The sequence below is a fragment of the Desulforhopalus vacuolatus genome, from assembly GCF_016918505.1.
Taxonomy (GTDB): Bacteria; Desulfobacterota; Desulfobulbia; order Desulfobulbales; family Desulfocapsaceae; genus Desulforhopalus; species Desulforhopalus vacuolatus.
Genome location: NZ_JAFFPZ010000009.1, coordinates 95,273 through 121,312, shown reverse-complemented (window position 1 = coordinate 121,312; position 26,040 = coordinate 95,273). Strand labels below are relative to the sequence as shown.

The following is a 26,040-nucleotide window of genomic DNA, read 5'->3' as shown; positions in this document are numbered from 1 at the left end:
GTTCCCACCCGATTTGCATATTGTTGCTCAAAAACCACATTATACTGTTTGGTTTTGTGCTGAATTCACAGCCGATGGTACGAAAATCAATTTCAGGCCGTTTTTTAGCTCCAACCGGGAATAGCTGGTGTCGTTGCACATCCCTCTGAGTGGCCTTTTTGTGGATATAATGAAATCCAGATGCCTAAAAGGAAGTCAGTGCTCATTGATTATCAAAAGTTAGCGAAACTTACAGGGTTTGCATCCTATAGTACCTTCCGAGAGACTCACAAAGAATTGGTAAATGAATCCGTTACCAACAGGACCTGCGGCAGGCAACCGGGTTGGAGTGAAAGTGTAGCTGTAGGAAGCCGAAGTTTTCTAGAAACAATTCATTCGAAATTGGGATTTCGTGGTAAAGGTCGGAAAGTTTTAGAACATGACATCGGATTTCAACTTCGTGAAAAACACAGAACCTATAATGTCGAATATGATGGTAGAAATGAAGATATAGGCTCAATAAACGCCTCTGAATGGGACGTTAATTTCGAGTAATCAGATGACCCCGTTCGTCCCGTTCGTCTGGCACGGCAGCCGCATAGCTCAACGTTGTTAGCCAAGAGCAATGAGAATGAACTATAATAGAATTGAAAATCAACTTGACCTAAATGATCCCGAGGGTGAATTTTGCTTTACATTCTCGAAAGGACAAGTCGAGTTATCCTTTATCGATTGGAAAAATAAAAAACAGATTATTTCCTTCGGTACTGTCTATCTTTTTTTGTACCGCATGGCTAATGGCTATAAGAATCTGCCGGAGGCACAGGTTCTCGAAATAATGGATTCTGATGATATTCGTTCTCTCAGAGAGGACTCGACTGCATCATTGGATGAAGAACTCCATCATTTTGTCATATCAAACAACGAAGACGAATGGTGCGAGGTCATAGCGGCAAGATATGAACTAAAAATGGATGGATAACAATACGCATGCACTCTGAAACCCAAAGAACGCTGCTTTCAATATTTATTTATAGACCCCCAAATGGGCCTTTTACGAGTTCTTCGTAACTTTGGGTACAGGTAATGCGCGGGTGTTGGAAAGCCTCCTTGCCTATTTTGAGCTGTTGTTCTACGCAATCATTATTCGCTATCATAATTAGTATGAAAACAAAACACCAAAAAACTTTGGCAACGATTTTCACAGACCACATCCTGAGAGAGAAGCTTTGAGGTATCGCATTAAGGATGCTCGTGAATTCATAAAGAAAATAGGAGAGACACCATGAAAGGGATGAATCATAAAGGCTATTTCGCCAAAGTTGAATTTGACTCTGAGGATCATATCTTTGTCGGCCATATTATTGGCATCCGTGATGTTGTTGGTTTTCATGGCGAATCTGTCACCGAGTTGGAAACAGCCTTTCAAGAGTCAGTTGACGACTATCTTACTGCCTGTACAGCTATTCCCGGTTGGAGCTAAAAAACGGCCTGAAATTGATTTTACTACCATCGGCTGTGAATTCAGTACAAAACCAAAAAGTATAATGTGGTTTTTGACCAACAAGATGCAAATTGAGTGGAAACCAGCCGTGTTTATGATGTCTTTTTGACACACTAATCCATTTGCCCCTGTCAGTATTTTTCGAGCAGGGATCTCATCTTTTATATTAGTCCGATTATAGCGTCAGTATTGCAGCGGAACCGGATTGTACACCAACAGGGAACGATATAAATCCTCCATATTCTCGACGTAAAACTCCCGAAATTTACTGCGTACATTTTCCCAGAATAATCTTCTCGTCTTAAATCTCTTGCAGGCAGCCTGAAACAGAGGGCAACATAACTGCAGAATCTGATCAATGAGAAAGGAACATCATGAGGAGAACAAAGAGTTCAGTCAGGTGTTTCTTGCCGAGGCCAAAATTATGATCGAATTGATAGCCCTGATTTTTCAAGGTGTTGAACGTTTCGTTCTCAATCTTCCACCTGGCACGGGCACCACGCATAAAATGAAAGATACTCTCTTCGGTGATGGTCAAATCGGTAACCCAGGTGAAGTGTTGTGTTTTGCCGGTCTTACTGTTTTCTTCCCAGTATTCGACAAAAGTAACCCTTGTATTCTGGTGTGATTTATTGAGAGGAGCGTTATAAACGACACGAAAGCAATGCGTTAAGTGGGGCGTATTCTGTTGGGTTACCGTCAGTTCCATGCCCTCTCCCCTGGCCACGGCATCGTCCACGTACTGAAAAAGAAACTGGTGATCTCCCGGCTTTGCGCCCAGGATATAATGGAGATTATTAGCCTCAAGATTTTCTATATACGGTGCGTTGGAATTTAAGGCATCCTCGTTGAAGATCTTACCGCGCTGCAATTGCCGGAAGACTTCCTTAAATTCAAATCAACCGGTCAAGCCGGTTATTTGAACGTTCATGACCGGTCACACGGATAAGCCAGTGAGTTAATAAGTTCAGTAAGTCTGGATTAAAATACGGCTAATGCACTTGCATATTGTTTGAAACAGGTTTATTTTTAACAATAAGTAACACTGGTAGGTAACGTTAATTGTAAGGAGTCAAAAAATGGAACGTCAAACGCTTGCATTCCTCCATGCCCACGGAATAACGTCTAAACCGGAGACGCTCATAAAGATGCTGGTTGATGCAATCGAGCAGCGGCCATCTGTCGTATACCTGGAAAATACCAGGCATGAGCTCTCCAAAGCCGAATCCAAAGAGCTTGAAGAAGGCGGCTTTGACTTGACACCCAAGCGTCATGGGAGCAAGGATCCTATTGCCAGGTATACAGTACTTTATACCGAAATATTGGCTACATCCAAGTCGGTGAAAGAGGCGGCAGATATGCTCGGAGTTGATCCGAGCCGTGTGCGGCAAAGACTGGGACAGCGATCCTTGTACGGCATAAAAGAAGGCTCGAAATGGCGTCTCCCCATGTTTCAGTTTCATAATCGCAAGCTTGTGTCGGGGATAGAAAAAGTCCTTGCTGCTCTCCATCGTTCGCTCAATCCCGTGTCGGTGTTTTCCTGGTTCATGGCCGAGAATCCCGATCTTGAAGCCCCCATAGAGGAAAATTCCCGGCTTATGCACAGGTTTAGCCCGCGTGACTGGCTATTAATGGGAAACCCTCCCGAGAAAGTGGTTGAACTTGCTGAGGATCTTTAACAGTGGCAACATTCCCTGATCCACCATCAAAGGTGCAGTTAAGGGCAATTGGTGAGGATATAACCATCCTTCCCGCCGGGGCGAAACTCTGGCGGGTCTATTTTCGAGGCGGCCCCCATCCGACCACATGGAATAATTTTCGACAGTATGGTCCGACCAACTCCAAGTTTGATCACCATACTCATCCAAAGCGTGTTCAACAAAGAACCATCATCTATCTTGCGGAGGATGGTCCGACTTGTATTGCAGAAGTCTTTCAGGATACACGAACGATTGACCGCTGGAGGAACGACCCCTGGATAGTGAGATTCGAGACGGTGCGGGACGTTCAACTGCTGAACCTGACAAATCTATGGCCCACAAAAGCAGGCGCATCAATGGCAATCAATTCCGGCTCAAAGGCAAAGAGTAGGAAATGGTCAAAGGCAATTTATTCTGCCTACCCGAATGTCGAGGGCCTGCTGTACGGCTCGGCAATGTATGCAAATCAACCTGCTGTTGCTTTTTACGATAGATCAGAAACCGCAATACCAGTGACGCCAGCCTTCAATAGGGCACTCGGCGACCCTGGCATGATCACGGTTTTATCGAATGCCGCTGTTAAGCTGAACTACATTCTGATTTAATTAAAGAGTTGTTTATACCATTTCCATTTTGTATTGGCGGATTCAAAGGCAGTGGAACAGACGCCCCAATTGGGCGTCTCTACAAAGACCTTTTGCTTTTCCCGTCCTTCCCGCCTTTCTTCGCGTTCCTTCGCGTTCTTCGCGGTGAAAAAATTGTCTTATCGCTTTTTGCTTTTCCCTTTCTCTTGACTCCTTTCTCAACTTTTCTTACTCTGAACTCATGCTTCCGCACGCATAAAAATAGATTTTCCCTCTATCATCAGGAATACTCCATGGAAAATAGTATCATCGTTATCTTCGGTGCTTCCGGTGACCTCACCCGGCGCAAGCTCATCCTTTCCCTCTGCCGGCTCTTTGCCAGCAACCTCCTGCCGGAAGACTTCGCCATTATTGGAGCCAGCCGCAGCATCTACACCAACGAGAGTTTTCGAGAACACCTTTCCGGGGCTATTACGGAAGAATCTGAAACCGTGCGTAATGCCTGGAAGGCGTTCAGCGGCCATATCAGTTATCAGACGGTCGACACCAGCGACAGCGGCAATTTTAGTGAACTCAAAGAACGGATCGCCACACTGGCCAAAAGCCACAACTGCGGCGGCAACGTCATCTACTACCTCGCCACCCCGCCAAGCCTCTACGGCATTATCCCCGAACACCTCAAGGCGGCAGGGATGAATGACGAAAGCGACGGCTTCAAACGTCTCCTCGTGGAAAAACCCTTCGGCTACGACCTTGCCTCCGCCCGACAGCTCGACACCCGCATCCACCGAAGTTTCGATGAAAAACAAATTTATCGCATTGACCACTATCTCGGCAAGGAGACAGTGCAGAATCTCCTGGTTTTCCGCTTTGCCAACACCCTTTTTGAACCGATCTGGAACCGCCGCTATATCGACCATGTGGAGATAACCGGCTGCGAATTTATCGGTGTGGAAAAGCGCGGCGGCTACTATGACGATGCCGGTGCCGTGCGTGACATGCTGCAGAACCACCTTCTGCAGGTACTTTCCATGATGGCCATGGAACCACCCTCAAAGATCAACGCCAGCTTCATGCGGGACGAAACAGTGAAGGTGATGCAGTGTTTCCGCCCCTTGAGTGCAGAAGATCTCCGAGAAAACCTCGTGCTTGGCCAGTACACCGAGTCTACCGTACGCGGGGAGAAACTGCCCGCCTACCGCGACGAACCGGGGGTTGACCCTCAGTCGCGCACTGAAACCTTTGTCGCTCTGCGCATGTTCATCGACAACTGGCGCTGGAGCGGCATACCCTTCTACCTGCGCACCGGGAAACGACTGCCTACCCGCGCCACGGAGATCGTCCTCTACCTGAAAAAGACACCCCACCCTTTCTTCGCCGGATATGCCTCAGAGAATAAAATTGTTATCCGCATCCAGCCGGACGAAGGCATCCTCATCAATTTTGGCTTGAAAACGCCAGGTGCAGGCTTTGAAACCACCGAAGTCGGGATGGATTTTCATTATAAAAATCTCAGCAGCGGCAACGTGCTCGACGCGTATGAGCGCCTGCTCCTCGACGCTTTTAAGGGCGACGCCACCCTCTTCGCCCGATCCGACGCCGTGGAAACCTGCTGGGAATTTATCCAGCCGGTGCTCGACTACAAAAGAGCCGAAGGATCACTTTACGGCTATGCCGCCGGGACCTGGGGTCCCCTGGAGGCGATCAATCTGCTGAAGCGGGACGGCCGCGAATGGCGTACTCCCTGCCGCAATCTCACTTCTGAACAATACTGTGAATTATAGGGAGCGTCGATGAACTGGAAAATTTACGACAGTCCGGCAATGGTCATCCGTGCCCTCTGTGACAATCTCCTCGCTCTGAGCCGCAGCAAAAAAACGGTGCACGTCTCCCTTTCCGGTGGCAGTACGCCCAAACGGTTCTTTGCGGCGCTGGCAGAACCGGTCTGCGCGAACAATATCAACTGGGAAAACCTCCACTTCTGGTGGGGCGATGAGCGCTGCGTGCCCCCGGAGGACCCGGAGAGCAACTTCGGTGCTGCGTATGAGCTGCTGTTGCGCAACGTCAACATCCCGGCGGGCAATATCCACCGCATCCATGGTGAAGAAAAACCGGAGATTGAGGCGCGGCGCTACGCTGGCGAGATTGATGAGTTCGTGCCGAAACATTCCGACGGCGTTCCTGCCTTCGACTGGATTATCCTCGGCATGGGCAGCGACGGTCATACCGCCTCTCTCTTTCCGGACCAGACCGACTTTGCCGATCCCCGCCTTATCTTCATTGCCACCCAGCCCGAAAGCGGGCAGCTGCGTATCAGCAAAACAGTACGGCTGATAGAGGCAGCGGACCGCATCAGCTATCTCGTCCTTGGTAAATCGAAGGCGAAACTGCTGAAAGAGATTCGCACGAAGATTGACGCGGCTGGCTGTGATCTCAACACCCTGCCCTGGCCGGCAGCACGCATTCGCTCCACCCGCGGAATCACTGAATGGTATCTCGACAGTGCGGCGGCGATGTTGATGTCATAAAAAAGGGAGAAAGAGAAAAGGAGAAGGGAGACGGGAGACGGGAGAAAGGGAAAAGCAAAAAGCAAAAGACAAAAGGCGGAAAGACAAAGACCGGGCAGCCAGCGAAACACTCGAAAGTTTTTATATATAAAATGCCTTTATTCGAATGCTTAGAGCTTTCCTTTGGCAAAAAGTTTTTCGCTGTTCTTTCTTTTGCTTTTTCCCGTCTCCCGTCTCCCTTTTCCCGTCCTCCTGTCTTTGAATCCGCCAATACAAAATGTAAATGGTATTATACGGTGTAATGACAGGCCGTTTTTGATAAAGTTCATGAGAGAGTTGCTCAAGGAGACCCGGCGAAAGGTTGCCACAAGGGGAATCAAAAAGGAGAAAAGATGAGAGAAAAAGGAGAGGCTGGTGTTATCGGCCTCGCGGTAATGGGACAAAATCTCTGTCTCAATATGAACGATCACGGCTATAAAGTGATTGCCTTCAACCGCACATGGAGCACGGTGGAAAACTTTCTCAAAGGCCCGGCGAAGGGTACCGCCATCGTCGGTGCCGACTCACTGACCAGTCTCGTAAACAAACTGAAAAGACCACGCAAGATTCTGCTGATGGTCCGCGCCGGTGAGGTGGTAGACACTTTTGTCAACAATCTCAGCCTGCTGCTCGACGAGGGTGATATCATCATCGACGGTGGCAATTCCAACTACGAGGACACGGTCCGCCGCGTTGACATGCTGGAGAAAAAAGGCATCCTTTTTGTCGGCGCAGGTATCTCCGGCGGTGAAGAAGGTGCACGCCGCGGCCCCTCCATCATGCCCGGCGGCAATCCGAAGGCGTGGCCTGAGGTGAAAGAGCTTTTGCAGGATATCTCCGCCAGGGCTGAAGACGGAGAGCCGTGCTGTGACTGGGTCGGACCCGGCGGCGCAGGCCATTTCGTAAAGATGGTGCATAACGGAATTGAGTATGGCGATATGCAGCTCATCAGCGAAGCCTGGCAGTTCATGCGGGACGGCCTGAAACTGACCAATGATGAGATGGCCGACATCTTCCGCAAGTGGAACGAAACCGAGCTGGACAGTTATCTGATTGAGATCACCGCCGACATCCTCAACTACCGCGAGAAAGAAAGCGGAGAACACCTTATCGACAACATTCTTGACGCTGCGGGACAAAAGGGAACCGGGAAATGGACCGGCATGGATGCCCTTGATAAAGGTATCCCCCTCACCCTCATCACCGAGGCAGTCTTCGCCCGCTGCATCTCCGCACTGAAAGAGGAGCGTGTAGACGCCGCCCGGATATTCGAAAAGAAAATCGAGCCGGTCACCGGCGACAGCGACCAGATCAAGGCATGGGTTGAGATGCTGCGCGAGGCACTGCTTGCCTCGAAAATCATCAGCTACGCCCAGGGCTTCATGCTGATGCGCGAGGCCTCAGAAACGTATAATTGGAACCTCAACTACACTCAGCTCGCGAAGGTGTGGCGCGCTGGCTGTATCATCCGCAGCGCTTTCCTCAGCGACATTGCCGAAGCCTTCACCTCTGAGCCGGACATCCCCTTCCTTGGCTCGGCACCGTGGTTCCGCAAGCAGCTTCTCGGCAACATGGACTCCTGGCGAAAAATCGTCGTCAAAAGCGTGGAGATCGGCCTGCCAATGCCCGCAATGACGTCCGCAATCACCTTCCTCGACGGCTACACCTGCGCCAGCCTCCCGGCTAACATGATCCAGGCTCAGCGTGACTTCTTCGGCGCCCACACCTTCGAGCGGGTGGATAAACCGCGAGGTGAATTCTTCCACACGGACTGGTCTGGACATGGGGGAAAGACGAGTTCTACGACGTATGAGGCTTGAGAAATATTCAGAGACCTCACAAAGGCACAGAGTGTGCGATACACTCAAATAAAATGAGGGAGGCGAATATTTTTTCGCTTCCCTCATTTTACCTTTTATACAATTTCCATTTTGTATTGGCGGATTCAAAGGCAGGGACGGGAAAAGGGAGACAGGAGACGGGAGACAGGGAAAAGCAAAAGACGGAACAGCGAAAAACTTTTTGCCAAAGGAAAGCTCTTTACATCCTGTTTATCCATTCGTAATCGCCAAAAAAAATGTCTACGCAGTCGCGTTCTCTGGTCAATACAAAATGTAAATGGTATAACAGGGTATCTGGAAAACAACTGGTACAGGGGGGATGGTGAAGGCAGATGTCGTTATTATTGGCAGTGGAATAAGCGGGCTTACCGCAGCAGCCCTCCTTGCAAAACATGGCAAAGAAGTTGTCCTCGTTGAAAAAAACCGAAACCCTGGTGGTTCCATCCGCCAGTTTACCAGAAAAAACCACGCTTTCGACATTGGGTTTCACTACACGGGATGCCTCGGCGAAGGAGAGATATTAAATTTACTTTGGCAACACTGCGGTGTGCTCGACAAAGTGAACATTATCCCCGCCAGCCAGGGTGGATATGACCATTTTGAAGATCCAGCAACAGGAAAAGTCATTCGCGGTTATTTCTCTTACGAACACCTGGAAGAAGAGTTGATCGCAAACTTCCCTCATGAAAAAAATGGCATCAAGACATATCTTAAAACCATCCGCACCAATTGCCAGGATGTCCCATTTTACAAAACAGATCTCCCCCTCCTCCCGTTTTTGCGGGGATATAAAGATCAGGTAAACTCCCTTTCCTCCTTTTTAGATAAGACAATAGAAGACAGATTATTACGCTCTGTGCTTGAAGCCCCAGGTTTTCTGTACGGTGTACCAACCCGGAAGGCCTCTGTTGAAGTTCATTCCCTTGTGGCGCATGGATATTACTCAGGTGCATACAAGGTTGCTGGTGGCGGCCAAAGTGTGGTCAATAGCTTTGTGGATGCTATCCGCGCCACCGGCACCTCCCTGTCAGTCAATGCTGAAGTGACTTCGATCCAGGTAAAGAATGGTGCAGTGACCGGGGTAACACTCTATTCCGGCGAAGAAATTACCTGCTCACAGATTATTTACACTGGCCATCCAGGCCAGTCGCTCGCGCTCTTGCCACCGTCTGTCTTTCGGCCTGCATACAAATCCCGCGTGCGAAACTTGCAAAACAGTCTCTCCATGTTTGCTGTTTTTGCCGAATCTGAAAAATTTGTCGACTGCACGACCGGTGCATTGAATTATTATATTTTTCCAAAAACAGGCGAAATTTTACCTCCGCAAAGCATGCTCGCACCCAATCAACGAATAATGCTGATGACAAGTGGGGCTCCAGCAAGTTCAAAAGAATTGCATGGTCATGGTAATGACGTTACATTGCTTTCGACAGGATATTGGAAAGATGTAGAACCTTTTCTCAAAAATGATTCTCCACGTCGATCACCTGAATACACTGCTTGGAAGGCTGACATTACTGACAAAATGGTCACAAAAGCAGAAGAGAGATGGGGGGCGATATCAGGCACCCTCACGCCTCTTGCCACTGCAACACCTCTTACCTTTCGTGATAAATTATCTGCACCTTCAGGCTGTACTTATGGGGCAATGCACTGTCTGGGACAATATACCCCTGACGTTCGTACACGCTTATCTGGTTTTTATTTAAGTGGCCAGTCTACTCTTATGACTGGAGTCGTTGGAGCATCTGTTGCTGGACTTGTCAGTGCTGGTGAAATACTTGGTTTGGAAGATCTCTGGAGAAGTATTCGACTATGAAGAGACGAGTAGTTATAACCGGTAGAGGGGCTGTGTCTCCTTTTGGCCGGGGAGTTTCGGCACTGCTGGAAAATATATGGCAGGGACGTTCCGCTATCCAATATATGCCAGAATGGTTAAAAATTGAAGGTCTATGCAGCCACCTGGCCGCACCAGTTCCCGACTTCGACTTTAAGATTCTTCCCCGAGTACAGCGTCGTACCATGGGAAAAATGGCAATATACGCTACACTTGCATCCCAGGAGGCAGTGAGAGACAGTGGTATCAGCACAGAACTGCTTTCTTCTGGCGACCTTGGAGTGGCTATCGGCTCAACCATTGGCAGCCCCTCAGCCTATGAGGCCTTTTACTCTCAGTACCTGGCAAACAATTCTCTACGAGGTATCAAGTCAGGAGAATTCTTCAAGTCCATGGGACATACCTGCTCTGCTAATGTCTGTTTAGCTTTAGGAATTCGAGGAGAACAGTGGGGGCCGGTAAGTGCCTGCACCTCCTCATCCCAGGCTATAGGACTTGCCTATATTCTGATAAAAGCTGGCAGACAGCAGGCAATGCTGTGCGGTGGAGCCGAAGAAACCCATCCCTCGGTTACCAGTGTTTTTGATTTACTCGGAGCTGGATCCCGTCAAAACAGCCATCCAGAATGTGCCTGTCGCCCTTTTGACAAAGATCGAGATGGTATCGTCTGTGGGGGAGGAAGTGGAGTCTTGATATTGGAAGATTTGGAATCCGCCCGGAAACGCGGGGCAAAGATCTACGGCGAAATTGTTGGTTTTGGCAATGTTACCGACAGTGGTCATATCGCCAATCCTGAAACACTTTCCATGGAAAGAGCCATGAAAAAGGCAATGACTGAAGCTGGAATTGCAGCTGCAGATATTGATTATGTTAACGCCCATGCCACTGGGACAGAACGTGGTGACATTGCAGAATCAGTTGCCATAGAACATGTGCTGGGAAGCACAACTCCGGTGAGTTCTCTCAAAGGTCATTTTGGCCATACACTTGGTGCATCCGGTGCCCTGGAGATAATCGCGACACTGGAAATGATGGCCCAACAGGAAATCATTCCTACGCGTAATTTAACCAGTATAGATTCTCGTTGTGGTAAGATTGCCCTGGTGACTCAAAAGCAGCCTGCTCGTTTAAAGACAATATTAAAAAATAATTTTGCATTAGGTGGCGTTAACACCTCACTTGCAATTCGACAAAACATACTCCCATGACAGATAAAGAAGTTTTTCAAAAGATCGTAGATGTGCTTGCTGAAGAATTTGAGCTCAATAAAGAGGAGATAACCCTGGAGGCTTCTCTCTATGAAAAACTTGGCCTTGACAGTCTGGACGCCGTTGACATGGTCATCGTTTTAGAGAGAACTTTTAATCTTAAACTTGCCAACGAAGAAGATATACGTTCGATCTGGACAATCGGTGATTTAGTGAACTTCATTGTAAAAAAGAAAGCGGAATTGACAGTTGAATGAGAGCAGCACAAAAAATATTGTGGAACTGTTATTTTTTCATAGCATTCACACTCATCACCATCATAGTCGTCATAATATCGCCTTTTGTTATCCCCATAATCATGGTTTATACATCGATCAGTATTGGTTCTGCCATGCGGCGTGGGATACGTTTTTACGGTTGGCTTCTTGTCTGTAAAGTACCTTTTTTTGCACCTGTTAAAGTCATTTATCAGGGGAAGAAAATACCAAAAAAATCGATCTTCGTGGCGAACCACAACTCCGCCATTGATCCATACCTCTTTGGTGCCATTCCTGTAGAAACTGGTTTTGTGACCTCCTGGCCTTTCAAAATTCCTCTATACAAATATTTTATGGGAATATCTGGCTATGCAAACGCAGAGAAGGGGTGGCACGAAATATCCGAAAAAAGCCAAAAGATGCTCAATGAAGGTTGTCATGTTATTATCTGGCCTGAAGGACATCGCTCGCGTGACCGGCAGATAAGCAGATTTAAATCCGGAGCATTTCGGCTTGCATTTGAGACCGGCACCCCCATCGTCCCTGTTTGCATTGTCGGTTCAGGAGACATTATGGCTCCAGGTGAACGGTTCCTCTCATGCGGCAAGGTAACGCTTGTGGTTCTTGACCCCGTCTACCCTGAAGATAAAACCAATAGAAGAGATGACGTCCAACTGTTGCGACGTCATGTACAGACCACGATAGAAGACACTCTTAAAGAATACGGCCATTTTGATTGATCAGCCACCTGCCATGTGAAGAGGCAATAATTATGTTTGATAATAAATATGATATAAAGCAGGCGATTTCTTTGCGGCACGCTTCCCTGCACAAGCAAGAAGAGATTCAGCTCCCATTATTGAAAAAACATCTGCACCATACTCTCAACATTCCTTTTTACCAGCGAGAATTGGGAATCAGCAAAGCTGATATCAATAATCTACGATCCGTTTCTGAATTATCTCAATTACCTTTTACCACACGGGAACACCTCGACTGTTACGCAGATGATTTTGGTCTGCCTGATGAAAAAGCTATTCGCGATTTTGCCTTAACATCTGGAACCACGGGCAATCCGGTTATTGTTCCATATACCGACAGTGACCTCAAACGCCTGGCGTTCAACGAGGCCATTGCTTTCTATGGTGCGGGTGTGCGCCCAGATGATCGGGTACTGCTTACAGTTACACTTGATCGTTGTTTTATTGCAGGTCTCGCCTACTATTCCGGCATTACTTCACTCGGTGCTTCAGCCATTCGGAGCGGCCCCGGCCAACCAGCCCGGCAATGGAATACAATCAACACCCTTAATCCGAAGGTCATTGTTGGTGTGCCAACGTTCTTACGTGATCTCGCCCAGTGGGCTGTCGATGAAGGCATTGATCCAACGCATTCTTCGGTGGAATCTATAATCACCATAGGCGAATCTGTCCGTAAGCCCGATCATCTCCTCACTCCAATGGGAGAAAAAATTGCTGCTCTTTGGGGAGCACATATCTATTCATCCTATGGCGCCACTGAGTTTGAAACAGCCTTTAGTGAGTGTAAAGCCACCCAGGGTGGACATATACATCCTGAATTGATGCTCACGGAAATAGTTGATGACCAGGGAAACGTTGTCGTCGATGGAATCCCTGGTGAAGTTATTGTTACCCCACTTGGAGTCGAAGGTTTCCCCCTTGTCCGCCTAAAAACCGGTGATATAAGCCGTATGTACAGTACACCGTGCCCTTGTGGCTGGAAAAACAAACGACTTGGTCCAGTGGAAGGTCGTCTCGCCCAACGACTAAAATACAAAGGAACAACCCTTTACCCGGAAACTATTTTCAATGTATTACAGCAGATTGACGAAGTCTCTGGAGCATACGTCGAGGTACGCAAATCCTCCAATGGCTTTGATGATCTGAATGTGGTTATCGGCTCCGAGAGCGTAAATATCAGCAAACGAATAGAAGAAATGCTCCAGGCACAGTTACGGGTAAAACCAGCATTCACCGTACTCCCAACAGCCCAGGTAGAGGCGACGATGAGTCAAGATGGCGGACGTAAACCTCGAAAATTTTTTGATTATCGATAACTCTTGCAGATTCAGGCAAAGAGATTGTACCAGCTCTTTCACCCATCTTCTTCGTTACAGTAAAAAATTTATCCTCCGACAAAGCGAGGAACAAGATGTTGAGATCTCATACCATTTCCATTTTGTATTGATTCATCACTATTGATGGGAAATCGGCACGGCAGTGGTTTCCCACAATGTTGTTGTGTAGACAAGGCATGCCTTGTCTCTACGGTGGCGGCAATCAGCGAAATGGCAACCATCACCGATAACTCGTGAAACAATACATGCCATATCATTACCACGGGGTGATAACGGTGACATTACACATCCTTGGTGAAAAATCGCTACAACAGTGATTCCAGCAATGGTGTTGTAGAGACAAGGCATGCCTTGTCTACACTGTGACGGGAAATGTAACGATAACAGTGGAATTACTAAGAGCAGGTACAACCACGATTGGGCCCCCAAATGATGCATAACTTAAGAGGAATGTATCAATCATGGCTGTAATAAATTTCCTCCTGTGCCTCGAATATGAACGAAATACAAGCTGTTTCAAGGTACCCGGTTATGGTTGCCGGGAACGCATCTGTCATGTCACCAGAGATGACCTTGCCGAAAACCTGTTATGCCAGCGGAACCGAACTGAGGATGCAAAAGAGAGATTATGATCACAGTTGAGATGAAACAGGGATTACTGGATGCCCATGCCGATCCACAGGTCACAGAATTGCTGGGCACTCTGCCAAAGCGCTGGGGAAGAATGTCTCCCCTGAGCCGACTGTTGATCGTGGAATTTGCCAGCCTCTTACAAGATCAGGATCTTCTTCAAATCGGTGAACGACTGGACGAAAAAGGCTTACGGGCGGGTCTTATTGGGAGTACGACAAGAGGATCACTCTTTACCGACCAGGCATTTGTCGACACCATGGATGGAAATTCCGCCCTGGCAAGCCCTGCTCTTTTTGGCTATACCCTGGCAAATATTCCTCTTGCAGAAATTGCTCTTACTTTTGGCCTCACCGGTCCTGTATACGCGCTCTTTGCAACGAAGTCCCCGCTTCCAACAGCGGAGAAAGAAGCAGCTCTCTTACTGAAAACACAAGCAAATCTCGATATAATGTTTGCCTGCGATTTTGATCATTATGAGGAAAATGGTACAACCACTTTTTCCGTACAGATAACAACAGTCCGGCGCTGAACACATCGGAGATCTGAAGAGGAAAACAACTCCTCGTTGTCACACATGTCAATTTATTACAAGGCGTAATTGTGGAAAAAAACAGCACAGTGACCAGACATTCCAAGAGCTTGATTATATCTGTTAATCAAGTCCTTGTTCCCTACCCCGTCTACCCTCTTGGTGCGGCATGTATTATCGGTGCACTGAAACAACATGGCCATGAGACTGCACATTTTGATATGCTGGCGGACAATGGTTTAGAAGCTCTTCACGAGTTGCTCACGACTGAAAAATATGACTTTATCGGGCTCTCTATCCGCAATATTGATACCGTTGACAGTGCCTGCCCCGACAACTACCTCAGTGGTGCTGTTGCTATTGCTGAACTGATACGCCGTCTGCAGGAAACCGTGATCATTATTGGCGGTCCCGCTGTCTCTATAATACCTGACAGGTTGCTCCACCTCCTCCACGCAGACTATGCAGTTGTTGGTGAAGGCGAAGAGATTATGCCGTGGCTTGCCCAGGAAATTGTAGAAGAACGGTTACCTCATGATAAGATTATAACATCTCCACCTGTTGCCAGACTCGTCCCCTGTAATGAATTCACCCCCCACATAGCCCGGTACTACACCAAACGTGGCGGGATGCTGAATGTACAGACAAAACGTGGTTGTCCTTACCAGTGCAGCTACTGCTCATATCCCACAATAGAGGGGAGAAAGATTCGCTGCTATGAGCCGAAACAGGTTGTGGAAGAAGTACAAAAACTGATACGCGATTTTGGTGCTCGATATATATTTTTCACCGATAGCGTCTTTAACGATCCGGCAGGCAAGTATCTCGAAATTGCCGAAGAACTCATCCGCCAGGAAGTATCTATTCCATGGTGCGCCTTTTTCCGTCCACAGAACATCAGCCGCTCCGATATCCAGCTGTTAAAAAGAGCGGGTCTCGCCGCCGCTGAACTTGGAACCGATGCAGCAACAGATGAAACGCTGCGTGGCATAAAGAAAGGATTCACCTTCAGCGAGGTGACAGCAATCGATGCGATGATGGCACAAGAAAAAATCTCCTGTGCCCACTTTATAATATTTGGTGGTCCCGGAGAAAACGAGAGAACTCTCTCTCAAGGCCTCGCGAACATAGAAAAACTTACCTCAAGTGTTGTTTTTGCTTTTATTGGTATTCGTATACTGCCCGGCACGGCCATTTACCAGCACGCGATTATTGAGGGTCTTATTACCAAAGAACAGTCGTTGCTGTCACCAATATTTTATTATTCTCCAGGGATAAGTCGGCAACAGATGGAAGAATCCATAAAGCAATCGTTCACAGGCAATATGGCGCGTGTATATCCCTGTCATGAACTGAATCTTCATATTGCAGCTGTACATAAACTCGGATTTGTTGGACCTTCCTGGGATCTTCTACTGAAAAAAAAGAAACGGGTTAATGAAACTTGATACCACGAAAATACTGATAGTCGTCCCCCTGTATAATCATGCCGCCACTGTAGCTGATGTAGTGAGCAAGGCACTTGAAACAGGTTATCCCGTCCTGGTTGTGGATGACGGCAGCAGTGACGGTGGTCTTAAAACCGTGCAGGATCTCCCCTGTTTCACCCTGCAACTTCCCCGGAACTCTGGGAAGGGTGCCGCCATCAAGGCGGGAGCCCAATACGCTGCACAACATGGATATGCAGCTCTTGTCACTGTGGATGCAGATGGTCAACACAATCCGCTTGAAACAGTCAAACTGATTGCGGAAGCTGAAAAGGGAAGATGGCCCGCTATCATAATTGGTGCCCGAGAAATGATTCAGGATACGGTGCCGCAATCCAGTCATTTTGGCAAAGTATTTTCCAATTTCTGGGTACGGCTGGAATGTGGCTGCGACCTTCCAGATACCCAGAGTGGAATGCGGTTATATCCTGTGGCTGAAATGCGTGCCCTGAATCTTTCTCACAGCCGTTATGATTTTGAAATAGAGGTATTAGTCAAATCGATATGGCGAGGTCTCGATGCTCGATCTGTCCCCGTTTCCGTACACTATCCACCGGCTGACAAAAGGGTAAGTCACTTTAAAAAAGGACGAGATAACTGGCGTCTCACAAAACTCCATACCGCTCTTATCTGTAGACGATTATTGCCACTGCCACAGAAACAGATTGTGGAAGAAAAAGATCCGCAACCCCCCATCGTCGACGTAAAACATCCCTGGCAAACACTCAATCGAATATGCCATGAAAATGCGTCTCCTTTTTGGTTGGCGGTGGCTGTCTGGTGTGGTTTATTCTTAGGTACACTGCCGCTGATCGCCTGCCATACCGTTGTTATCATATATTTCTGTTGTAGATTACATCTCAACAAGGTTGCAGCAGTGGCAGCCAGCCAATTTTGCATGCCACCGATCGTCCCGGCTCTCTGTATTGAACTTGGTCACTATATGCTCCATGGCGAATTTTTATACGAACTTTCCTGGCAGAGATGGTTGATCGAAATTCCACAACGCGTTTGGGAATGGTTTTTGGGCTCTCTGGTTATCGGCCCATTGCTTGGTTGTACTGGAGCCGCTCTTGTTTATTTTACATCTCTGAGGTTTGTGCTCTTAAGGTCAAAAAAGGCAAACTAAGATTATGGAGAAAAAAAAGATACTCATTGAGCTTGAAAAACTCGGTCACTGGTTTTTCTATATGGCAATCCGCTGTGGAGGATACCTGGGTGGGCGTATTCTTCTCATTCCTGTTCTTTCCTGTTATGTCCTCTGCAGCCGGAAAATCCACCAGACACTCTCTCACTATCTGGTGAAACGTTTTCCAGAGATGAACAGATTCCAATATTTTATTTCTACCTGCAGGATAGTCGCTCATTTTGGTACAGTTTTGGTAGAGCAGGCATGGCTTGAGATATGTAAAACAGCCTCATTGCAAGAAGATCCTGCAGACCATCACGAATTTGAGCTGGCGGTGGCAAAAGGAAAAGGTGCGGTGCTCCTCATGGCCCATGTGGGTAACTGGCAGGCAGTACTCTCCCAACTCAATACGATTTCTGCCCATATCCATATACTTATGAACATGAACGAACAGGCTGCAGTAAAACATTATTTTGAGTTACAGAATAAAGATAAGCCTTTTACCGTTATCGATATCAACGGCCCTTGTGGTGGTATACTCACAGCAGCTGCAGCTCTGAGAAAGGGTGATCTCGTGGTAATAATGGGTGATCGACTCACCACAGGGCATCCTGTTTCAGGTATATTTCTCAACACACCTGTACGTTTACCAACTGCGGCGTATATGCTCGCGGCAACGGCTGAAGCACCTGTTATAGTTATACTTGCTGCCAACACCGGTGGCAAACATTTTCAGATACGAATATGGGATTGTTTTTATCCAGAGTATAAGGGTCGAGACAGTCGTGAAGACATGTTACAAGAATGCGCAGGCAGGTACTTGAAAGCGCTGGAATCCTACCTGCAGGAATATCCGTTTCAGTGGTATAATTTTTATAATTTCTGGGCACAATAACTCGTAAAAAAACAGCAGGGAACCTTGAATAACCAATATTTATTGTGCCTGTTTCGTATTCTCTGCCATTACAACACAGGCTACCAGCCGTTGGTAAAAAAATGGAAAAAATAAAGCAGCAGCTTAAAGAAATACTCGTTGTTGATCTAAAAATACAAGGCGTTGCCATAGAAGACATCGATGACGCAGGTCAATTGTTCGGCGAAGGTCTTGGTCTTGATTCTCTTGACGCTGTGGAACTCGCCTTTCTTATAGAAAAACGTTTCGGTGTGACTATTGCTGATATGGAAGAAGGTAAAGCTGTTTTTGAATCGATCAATGCCCTCGCACAGTTTATTGAAAAACAACAAATAGAGTAACTTTTTCTGCCCCCCATATTTCATAAATTAACACACCTGCATAGAGCGAAGTGTTCATGAAGTCTTCGGGTTAAGAAACACATTCTTTATAAGAGTACCCATAACAACATGGAATGCTTTAATGTCTAAACGAATTCTTCCTGAAATTTCTGTAATCGGCTACGGCTGTATTACTGCTGCTGGTGCCACGAGTCTTGCATCCTGGGATGCATTGCAACAGAGACGGGTGAATAATAAAATTATTCCTTCAATATTTGAAGCACCCTGTTTTTATGTTGATGAAGAGAATTCCACATTCCAGGTGCTCTCAAAATCCGATCTGCGACCACACAACCGAACAATCTCACTGGCCCTTTTTGCCATAGATGAAGCGTTGTACCAGGCGGGTCTCACTCTTGAAGATCTCCGTGGGAAACGTGTTGGTTTGGCTCTTGGGACTACTGTGGGCAACACCTTTCACAATGAAGCATATTATATGCAATGGGAAAACGGTGAAATCCCGGATCCTGCCCCTCTGCATCAATATTTCGATAATAATCTTGCCCTCTATATTCAACGTCTTTTAGGAATTAACGGACCACGGGTAGTAATCACCAACGCCTGCGCCTCAGGCACTGATGCAATTGGTCTTGCGAAAATATGGCTCGAACAAGGTCTCTGCGATCTGGCGATTGCCGGAGGAGCAGATGCTCTTTCGCGGGTTGCCTGTAATGGGTTTAAAAGTTTACGACTCATTGCAGGTGAAAGCTGTCGTCCATTTGACAAAAACCGACAGGGATTAAATCCTGGTGAAGCTGCAGGTGTCTTTATCATGGAACGTGATGAACAGAGCGATCATAAAAAGCTCTCTCTGGGTTTTGTAAAAGGTTATGGTATTGCAGGTGATGCCTTCCACCCGACAGCACCTCATCCCCAGGGGAGAGGATTGCAACTTGCCATCAGGGCTGCCTTACTGGATGCGCAAATAAATCGACAAGATATCTGTATGATAAATGCCCACGGCACCGGCACTCCGTCAAATGATATTGCTGAAACACAGGCTGTATTTGAAGCAGGAATAGATCCCTCCGTGCCCATGGTTTCAACCAAAGGTATCACTGGCCACACCCTTGGCGCGGCGGGAGGAGTTGAAGCAGTTCTCACTCTGCTGACCTTAAATCACGGACATATTATTGGTACCGTGGGATGTACCCACCCTGATCCCCTCCTTAACTTCCCTGTCATCCCCGAAGCTGAAAGCCAGGCATTAGCAGGTATCATTGGTATAAGCCAATCACTCGCCTTTGGTGGTTCTAATAGTGTATTAATTATCGAAGGGGGTGCACAATGACGGTCTTTATTTCCAAGATATATGCTGGCCTGCTCTCAGATATTGAAATCCCCAGTCAATTAGCCAGACACCTGCGCAGGGCCGATGATTTCATCCGACTCGGAGTGGCAGCCGCTCACAATGTCCTTGGCGACGAGATGCTCCAGACCTCGGAGGAAAAATGCTCGTGTGGGATATTTCTCAGTACATTTACTGGTCCCATGAATACAAACATTGACGTACTCAAAGAAATTGTCCATTTAAATCCACTTTCCCCTACCCTCTTTTCGCACTCTGTTGCCAATTCAGCAGTTGGTTATATGGCAAATATTTTCAATATCCAGGGATGCACCATGAGCTGCACAGAATTTGAATTTCCCTTTTTTAGAGCACTTGAACAGGGAATGTGTACCATAGAAAGTGGTTTAGTTTCCTCATGCCTGGTTTTACAGGTTGAGACCTACAGCAATTTACTCAAGGATGTACGACAAAAACAGTATCCGGAAAGCGACGAATGGCAACCAGGTGTCGCCTGCTGGTTTCTCACCAACAACGAGACCACAGCTCAGTTTTCAATTGATTCTTTAACAATAGAAAACACAGATACAAACGATTGCAATTATCTCTCCTGCGAAGAACACGTAACACTAAATCAAGAGAAATGGAGCCACCAGGACCCGTTAAAAACAGCTCGCCTGCTTTCTGAAAATCTGAGTAAAAACAAAAAGAGCCCCATGGTGTGCGTGAGTCGTGCAGCCCATAGTACAGTACGACTTGAGATTTCACCATCGTGTTCCTGGCAGCTGTAAAAAACATCTCATTCAATCAACAAAGGTCCGACATGCCTGAGAATAGTGATAATAAAATAGTTTTCATAAGTGGCGCCAGTCGCGGTATTGGCGCGGCCATTGCCGTAAACCTGGCGGCTGCCGGTTACGATATATGGCTCAACTACCGAAGTTCTGCAGATCATGCCCAGGCTGTTAAAGCGGAAATTGAGGCATGCGGGCGTTCATGCACCCTGCTCCCCTTTGATGTGACAGACGAACAGGCAGCAACTGAGATGCTCGAACCACTGCTGATCCAGAATGTACCTTTTGCTGTCGTCCATAACGCTGGCATCACCCGAGATACGTTATTACCGATGATGCAACGTGCAGAATGGGACGCCGTAATCGATGTGCACCTGAACAGTTTTTACATCCTTGGCCGTATTTTTTCTCGCTATATGCTTTCCCGAAGGAAAGGACGGATCATCACCATTGCCTCTCTTTCTGGTGAAATTGGTCAGGCAGGTCAAGTGAATTACTCCGCCGCAAAGGCTGGTCTCATTGGTGCCTCAAAAGCTCTTGCCCGGGAGTTGGGCAAAAGAAATATTCTGGTTAATGCAGTCTCCCCTGGATTAATAGAAACCGAGATGATTACCGACCTGCCACTCGATAAGATGTTGCCCCTTATTCCTCTTGGCCGTGTGGGCACAAAGAAAGAGGTTGCAGGTGTTGTTCGCTTTCTCTTGAGTGAAGATGCAAGCTATATAACAGGTCAGGTTATCAGTGTGAACGGCGGAATGCACATGTAGGTTATGAGAACTCAGTCATGAAAGAATCCGAAAACAAATATTTTGCCCTGCCCATTTCTGCAGAACAACTCTTACCACACCGAGCCCCTATGCTCTTAGTGGATTGCTTAACAGAGTATAGTGCCAATACAGCGATCGCACGGGCGCACTTACCAACAGATGGTATTTTCTATAATAATGGCGAGTTTCTTCCCGAATTTTTTATAGAACTCATTGCCCAGACGGCCGCGTTGCAAAACGGGTACACGACTCTGCTGGCAGGTGAAAAACTGAGATCCGGTATGCTCGTTGGATTAGAAAATTTTTCTCTCTTACACTCAGCTCGTGCCAGCAATCATTTACGAATTAAAGTGGAAAGAACCTTTACATTTGGCGCCATCACCTTTGTCAAAGGACAGATTTTTTCAGAAGGAAAACTCCTGGCAGAAGGAAATTTAAAAGTATGGGAGGAACTGCGGGAAACATAACCTTATGTTCCACGGTCACTCCCTCTATACAATATGAAATTTTTCATCGCCCTCACAACGCTGCTTATCTCCATACTTTTTTTCGTGGCCCCCGGTGCAGCTGCAGTTACACAAGACCACGAACTGGATGTTTTTCTCCAACAACTCCAGGCCGCTTCCGAAAAAACATCTTCCTACACGACACAGTTCAGCCAGGAAAAGCACCTTGCCATGTTGGCCCGGCCAGTACTCTTCTCTGGACAATTAAGTCTTGTGCGCCCTGATAAATTACGTTGGCAATTTCTCAACCCAATCCCCTCAACACTTATTTTTAATGGTGATAAAGGTATTCGTTGTGACGCAGAAGGGGAATCCGCCTCCTTCACACTTGCAAGTGATCCGGTAATGAAAATTGTCTCCGAACAACTCTGGAGCTGGCTGGGCGGTGACTATCAAAAACTCGCGGCCCAATATCAACTGGACAAAGAAGACAAAGCAACCCTTGTTGTCAGTTTTAAAAGTGAACAGCCCATAGCAGATTTTTTATCCCGGGTACGTATCCGCTTTGACGAAGAAAATCTCCAGCCAATAATGATTGAGATAGATGAAAAAGGTGGAGACTTCACCCGGATAATTTTCACAGAATCGCGTCTCAATGAAACGCTTGCCGATACTTTATTTAACAAATGTGAACTGGATGACTAGGCAAGAACGATTTTTTCGCTGGATATTCGTTCTCGCTATTGTCGCTTTAGGAGCTTTTTTTTCCACTGGCCTGTCCGTGAAAGACAATGCCCTTGACCTGCTGCCTGACGGTGTTGTCCGAAATGACCTGCACCTGTTACAACAGATAGGATTGGTTGACCGCATTATCATCACCCTTACAGCAGATAAAACCGTATACCCTTCTCTGAAAGAGGCACAGACTGCTCTTGAAAAAAGTGGTGTCGAATGTGAAAACCTGCTCCGTAAAAACGATAATTTCAGCCATGTCTTTGCTCGCTTTTACAGCACGGACAAGAGGCAGGCCCTGCCAGATCTCACGAGAATATTACCAGCACTTACACGACAAACTGATCTCGCAAAATTGAAAAGACTTCTCACAGAGACATCCATGTCTTCACAGATGGAGAAAAACTTCATCCTGCTCAATAGTCTTGCTGGTATTCCTCTGAAAAAGCAGTTACAAAAAGATCCCTTAGACTTTCGCTCAATAGTGATGACAAAACTCGCCTTCTTGCGAGACAATTCCAATATTAACCTGCAAAACGGATTTTTAATCAGTGCTGATGGCAGGAATATACTGATTTTTGCCGAAAGTCGTCCTGGGCTTACAGATTCAAATAACGCCAGGAAAATCCAAAACGATCTGGAGCAGATCTACAAGCAGGTATTGCCCGTTGGGATCACGGCCAGGGTCATTGGTACCCTGCCCCATACCCTGGCCAACAGTCAGACAATCAAAGCCGATCTGCAAACACTTTTGCCCATTGCTACCATATTACTTTTTCTCTTACTTGCCTTTACACTGAAAAGCGTCCGCGCCATTGTCGTCTTTGCCGTGCCTCTTCTCGCAAGTCTACCGGCTATTGCAATCACAGTCTGTTTCTTCAATGGGATGAGTGGACTTGCCCTCGGTTTTGGCATCGTGCTTCTTGGTATTGCTGTCGACTTTTCAGTCCATCTCTTTGTTGCCCTTACGAACAATCACGGGGAGCCTCGTAAAATTCTCCAACAGATGCGCCGACCTCTTCTCTTTGCCACCGCAACCACTACCTGTGTCTTCCTTGTACTTTTTTTCTCAGATGTACCTGCACATCGGCAGATGGCCTGCCTGGCTCTTTCAGGCATCCTCAATGGAGTCTTATTTGCGTGGTTATTAATTCCAACCCTGCACATCGAACCCCAAAACAATGCACTCAACAGCGTACAAAAGCCAAACGCTGTAAACAAATCAGTACCTCACAAAGTTTTCACTCTTTTATGGGCCGTATTACTCTGCCTCGGAATCTTTGCCTGGCCACATATTCATTACGATGGGAATTTACAATCATTGGATGCACCCGGCGAAGACGTTGCAGCTGATGAAGCGTTTTTCAACCAGATATGGGGTACACCAGGCGACAAGTTTTTTATCGTCAGCGTTGGAGGCAATCTTGAAGAAGCCTTAGAACAAAATGATATACTCTTTGATTTTTTATCAGCAGATGCATTCAAACAGATACAAACGATAGCCCCCATACTCCCGAGCATCCAGAAGCAAAAACAAAATGGGTTGAACTGGAAAGATTTCTGGACTGCAGAACTGCCACAATTCCATACCGATTTTCCTGCAATCGCCACAAAATTTGGTTTTACTCCCCAGGCATTCGCCCCATTTTTTCATTGGCTGCAAAGACCCGTTGAAACATTCCAGCGAGAACGATTTGATGGTTCTCCACTTGCGCCAATGCTCAAGATGATGATTCGTCCAGACTCATCCATGGGAAACAACCAGATGATAGTGCTGACCACAGTGTCGGGGAATAGTGATAAAATTGACTCGTTACTCTCCTTTTCTGAAAAACATCCGGCAATACACGTGCTGGCAAATCAAAAATGGAAGGGCCAGGTTGAACGTTCACTAAAAGATAACATTCTTTTTTTATCAGGCCTGGCCGCTTTCCTGGTCAGCGTACTGGTCTTTATCCAGTTTAAACATACCAATGCCATCCTTGCTGTACTCGCCCCGGTGCTCGCTGCCCTTGCCGGAATGATGGTTTTCTGTTGGGTGATGGGATACACGCTCAATATGATGCATGTCATCATGGGAATAATGGTGATTGGTTTAACCGTGGATTATGGTATTTTCGCGATCTGTTCTCAGCTTGAGCCAAATCTTCACGGAACAGAAAAGGCCATTTCTATCTGTGCCACCAGCACTCTCATCGGTTTTGGTGTCCTTGCTTTTTCATCGCACCCCGCCCTGCATTCGCTTGGCATAACCGTACTTGTGGGCATAGGTGTCGGCTGGCCCGTTTCACTACTGGTAAGCCCATATCTCTTCACACTGGGTAAAAAACGATCGACTTTTCTCACGCGCCCTGGAATTGAGAACACCCAAAAAGATCAGGGGCACAAATGACACTCTTAACAAAATCAGTTTCATGGTTGATTCTCACCTGTTTAATTTTAGGATTAACGGGGTGTGCCACACAGCAAAGCCCTGTTACAGACACCACACTCAACCAAAATTTCTCTTTTTTATATAGCATACAGATCTCCCAAAAGAAGAAAATCCGTTTTTCTGGAATCCTGGCAACCCGGGGGAAGGGCAAAAGCCTCTCCTACGCACTGCTCGACCCCACGGGAATTACCCTGCTCTCAGCCACAATTACAGAAGACGCCAGGAGCAGCACGAAGTACATGGCAGCCAAACTCGGCGAATCGCCACTCCCTGAATTACTCACCAGTTCTCTTTATAGAATTTTTTTCTCTCAGTCCTCTCAAATGAAGTGCAAACAGGGTCTCTTCTCTTTTTCCGTAGAAAGCAAAACAGAACAGGAAAAAATGCGTGCATGCCGGGCAGGCCCATTCCCCTGGTGGTCTGTACATGGCTCACCAGTTTCGGAGAGTGTTCTTTACTCCCAACCGTGGCTCGGAGTGAAAATAAAACTTGTAAGGATTACCGATGCAAACAACTGATACGAGCAAAGCGCTGAAGAAGATGAACGTATACGATGCTCTTTCCCTGTGTTGTATCAGCACCCAGGTTAATGGGCGCGACGAGAATATCATTCACTCTACAGCCCAGTTTATTTTTTCCAGCAACTGTATCGTATTTGCAGGTCATTTCCCTGAAAAACCGATATTACCTGCCGTGGTTCAATTAACAGCAATACGTTATACAGCCGAACAGGCATTGAAGAGACCTTTACAACTTGTATCCTGCGGAAAAATTAAATTCTCAGAAATCATACAACCCGACGAACAGGTAGAAATAGAAATTGCACTCAACGACATAAACGATAAATGGCATGGAGTGTTTACAGTGAGAAAAGAAGGTAAAAAGATAACAAGTGGATCGTGTGACTTCAGGGTACTTTGAATAATCAAGGCATCGTTGATTAAGGTTTCTTTT

The 26,040-nt window shown here is 46.9% G+C and carries 27 protein-coding genes; 26 read left to right on the top strand and 1 reads right to left on the bottom strand.

Annotated features, from left to right (window positions below):
- Positions 1 to 180: 180 nt before the first annotated feature.
- The 3 genes from JWG39_RS08025 to JWG39_RS08015 all read left to right on the top strand — a co-directional run bounded on the left by JWG39_RS08025 (position 181) and on the right by JWG39_RS08015 (position 1,462).
- Complete coding sequence (locus tag JWG39_RS08025; RefSeq protein WP_205218867.1) at positions 181 to 534, top strand: hypothetical protein; 354 nt, start codon at positions 181 to 183, stop codon at positions 532 to 534.
- A gap of 76 nt (positions 535 to 610) precedes the next feature.
- Positions 611 to 961: a hypothetical protein gene (locus tag JWG39_RS08020; RefSeq protein ID WP_205218866.1), complete on the top strand. Its 351-nt coding sequence runs from the start codon at positions 611 to 613 to the stop codon at positions 959 to 961.
- A gap of 303 nt (positions 962 to 1,264) precedes the next feature.
- A complete protein-coding gene (locus JWG39_RS08015; protein WP_240192047.1) occupies positions 1,265 to 1,462 on the top strand; it encodes a type II toxin-antitoxin system HicB family antitoxin in 198 nt (65 codons plus the stop codon).
- A 376-nt stretch (positions 1,463 to 1,838) separates the two neighbouring features.
- On the opposite strand, the gene JWG39_RS08010 is transcribed toward JWG39_RS08015, so the two are convergent.
- Positions 1,839 to 2,354, bottom strand: a complete 516-nt coding sequence (locus tag JWG39_RS08010; protein WP_205218865.1) for a hypothetical protein — start codon at positions 2,352 to 2,354, stop codon at positions 1,839 to 1,841.
- A 208-nt stretch (positions 2,355 to 2,562) separates the two neighbouring features.
- Between JWG39_RS08010 and JWG39_RS08005 the strand changes: the two genes are divergently transcribed.
- From JWG39_RS08005 to JWG39_RS07895, 23 genes are all read left to right on the top strand, one after another.
- Positions 2,563 to 3,162 (top strand): helix-turn-helix domain-containing protein, encoded by a 600-nt coding sequence (locus JWG39_RS08005; protein ID WP_205218864.1) that lies wholly within the window; start codon positions 2,563 to 2,565, stop codon positions 3,160 to 3,162.
- Between the two features lie 2 nt (positions 3,163 to 3,164).
- The gene (locus JWG39_RS08000) at positions 3,165 to 3,788 is read left to right on the top strand and encodes an RES domain-containing protein (protein ID WP_205218863.1); all 624 of its coding nucleotides are present in this window, start codon (positions 3,165 to 3,167) and stop codon (positions 3,786 to 3,788) included.
- A 272-nt stretch (positions 3,789 to 4,060) separates the two neighbouring features.
- A complete protein-coding gene (gene zwf / locus JWG39_RS07995) occupies positions 4,061 to 5,551 on the top strand; it encodes a glucose-6-phosphate dehydrogenase (RefSeq protein ID WP_205218862.1) in 1,491 nt (496 codons plus the stop codon).
- A gap of 9 nt (positions 5,552 to 5,560) precedes the next feature.
- Positions 5,561 to 6,295 carry a 6-phosphogluconolactonase gene (gene pgl, locus JWG39_RS07990; RefSeq protein WP_205218861.1) on the top strand — a complete coding sequence of 245 codons (735 nt, stop codon included), beginning with the start codon at positions 5,561 to 5,563 and terminating at the stop codon, positions 6,293 to 6,295.
- A gap of 371 nt (positions 6,296 to 6,666) precedes the next feature.
- Positions 6,667 to 8,133 (top strand): decarboxylating NADP(+)-dependent phosphogluconate dehydrogenase, encoded by a 1,467-nt coding sequence (gene gnd / locus JWG39_RS07985; protein ID WP_205218860.1) that lies wholly within the window; start codon positions 6,667 to 6,669, stop codon positions 8,131 to 8,133.
- A gap of 340 nt (positions 8,134 to 8,473) precedes the next feature.
- Complete coding sequence (locus JWG39_RS07980) at positions 8,474 to 9,973, top strand: phytoene desaturase family protein (protein ID WP_205218859.1); 1,500 nt, start codon at positions 8,474 to 8,476, stop codon at positions 9,971 to 9,973.
- Positions 9,970 to 11,199, top strand: coding sequence for a beta-ketoacyl-[acyl-carrier-protein] synthase family protein (locus JWG39_RS07975; protein ID WP_240192046.1), 1,230 nt, complete (start codon positions 9,970 to 9,972; stop codon positions 11,197 to 11,199). The genes JWG39_RS07980 and JWG39_RS07975 overlap by 4 nt, the downstream gene beginning before the upstream one ends.
- Positions 11,196 to 11,456, top strand: coding sequence for an acyl carrier protein (locus tag JWG39_RS07970; RefSeq protein ID WP_205218858.1), 261 nt, complete (start codon positions 11,196 to 11,198; stop codon positions 11,454 to 11,456). The genes JWG39_RS07975 and JWG39_RS07970 overlap by 4 nt, the downstream gene beginning before the upstream one ends.
- Positions 11,453 to 12,196: a lysophospholipid acyltransferase family protein gene (locus tag JWG39_RS07965; RefSeq protein WP_205218857.1), complete on the top strand. Its 744-nt coding sequence runs from the start codon at positions 11,453 to 11,455 to the stop codon at positions 12,194 to 12,196. The genes JWG39_RS07970 and JWG39_RS07965 overlap by 4 nt, the downstream gene beginning before the upstream one ends.
- A gap of 32 nt (positions 12,197 to 12,228) precedes the next feature.
- Positions 12,229 to 13,533: a phenylacetate--CoA ligase family protein gene (locus JWG39_RS07960; protein WP_205218856.1), complete on the top strand. Its 1,305-nt coding sequence runs from the start codon at positions 12,229 to 12,231 to the stop codon at positions 13,531 to 13,533.
- Between the two features lie 649 nt (positions 13,534 to 14,182).
- Positions 14,183 to 14,716, top strand: a complete 534-nt coding sequence (locus tag JWG39_RS07955; RefSeq protein WP_205218855.1) for a beta-ketoacyl synthase N-terminal-like domain-containing protein — start codon at positions 14,183 to 14,185, stop codon at positions 14,714 to 14,716.
- A 71-nt stretch (positions 14,717 to 14,787) separates the two neighbouring features.
- Entirely contained in the window at positions 14,788 to 16,164 is a 1,377-nt protein-coding gene (locus tag JWG39_RS07950) for a lipid biosynthesis B12-binding/radical SAM protein (RefSeq protein ID WP_205218854.1), read from the top strand.
- Entirely contained in the window at positions 16,154 to 17,332 is a 1,179-nt protein-coding gene (locus tag JWG39_RS07945) for a DUF2062 domain-containing protein (protein ID WP_205218853.1), read from the top strand. Before JWG39_RS07950 ends, JWG39_RS07945 begins: the two co-directional genes overlap by 11 nt.
- A gap of 4 nt (positions 17,333 to 17,336) precedes the next feature.
- The gene (locus tag JWG39_RS07940; protein ID WP_205218852.1) at positions 17,337 to 18,227 is read left to right on the top strand and encodes a lysophospholipid acyltransferase family protein; all 891 of its coding nucleotides are present in this window, start codon (positions 17,337 to 17,339) and stop codon (positions 18,225 to 18,227) included.
- A 101-nt stretch (positions 18,228 to 18,328) separates the two neighbouring features.
- Positions 18,329 to 18,586 carry a phosphopantetheine-binding protein gene (locus JWG39_RS07935; protein WP_205218851.1) on the top strand — a complete coding sequence of 86 codons (258 nt, stop codon included), beginning with the start codon at positions 18,329 to 18,331 and terminating at the stop codon, positions 18,584 to 18,586.
- A 121-nt stretch (positions 18,587 to 18,707) separates the two neighbouring features.
- The gene (locus JWG39_RS07930; protein WP_205218850.1) at positions 18,708 to 19,916 is read left to right on the top strand and encodes a beta-ketoacyl-[acyl-carrier-protein] synthase family protein; all 1,209 of its coding nucleotides are present in this window, start codon (positions 18,708 to 18,710) and stop codon (positions 19,914 to 19,916) included.
- Complete coding sequence (locus tag JWG39_RS07925) at positions 19,913 to 20,704, top strand: beta-ketoacyl synthase chain length factor (protein ID WP_205218849.1); 792 nt, start codon at positions 19,913 to 19,915, stop codon at positions 20,702 to 20,704. The genes JWG39_RS07930 and JWG39_RS07925 overlap by 4 nt, the downstream gene beginning before the upstream one ends.
- A 32-nt stretch (positions 20,705 to 20,736) precedes the next feature.
- A complete protein-coding gene (fabG, locus tag JWG39_RS07920; RefSeq protein ID WP_205218848.1) occupies positions 20,737 to 21,474 on the top strand; it encodes a 3-oxoacyl-ACP reductase FabG in 738 nt (245 codons plus the stop codon).
- A gap of 17 nt (positions 21,475 to 21,491) precedes the next feature.
- Complete coding sequence (locus JWG39_RS07915; protein WP_205218847.1) at positions 21,492 to 21,941, top strand: hotdog family protein; 450 nt, start codon at positions 21,492 to 21,494, stop codon at positions 21,939 to 21,941.
- A 33-nt stretch (positions 21,942 to 21,974) separates the two neighbouring features.
- Positions 21,975 to 22,625, top strand: coding sequence for a LolA family protein (locus JWG39_RS07910; protein ID WP_205218846.1), 651 nt, complete (start codon positions 21,975 to 21,977; stop codon positions 22,623 to 22,625).
- Between the two features lie 421 nt (positions 22,626 to 23,046).
- A complete protein-coding gene (locus JWG39_RS07905) occupies positions 23,047 to 25,044 on the top strand; it encodes an MMPL family transporter (protein ID WP_205218845.1) in 1,998 nt (665 codons plus the stop codon).
- Positions 25,041 to 25,604: a hypothetical protein gene (locus tag JWG39_RS07900; RefSeq protein ID WP_205218844.1), complete on the top strand. Its 564-nt coding sequence runs from the start codon at positions 25,041 to 25,043 to the stop codon at positions 25,602 to 25,604. The genes JWG39_RS07905 and JWG39_RS07900 overlap by 4 nt, the downstream gene beginning before the upstream one ends.
- Positions 25,591 to 26,007: an ApeI family dehydratase gene (locus JWG39_RS07895; protein WP_205218843.1), complete on the top strand. Its 417-nt coding sequence runs from the start codon at positions 25,591 to 25,593 to the stop codon at positions 26,005 to 26,007. The genes JWG39_RS07900 and JWG39_RS07895 overlap by 14 nt, the downstream gene beginning before the upstream one ends.
- Positions 26,008 to 26,040: the final 33 nt, after the last annotated feature.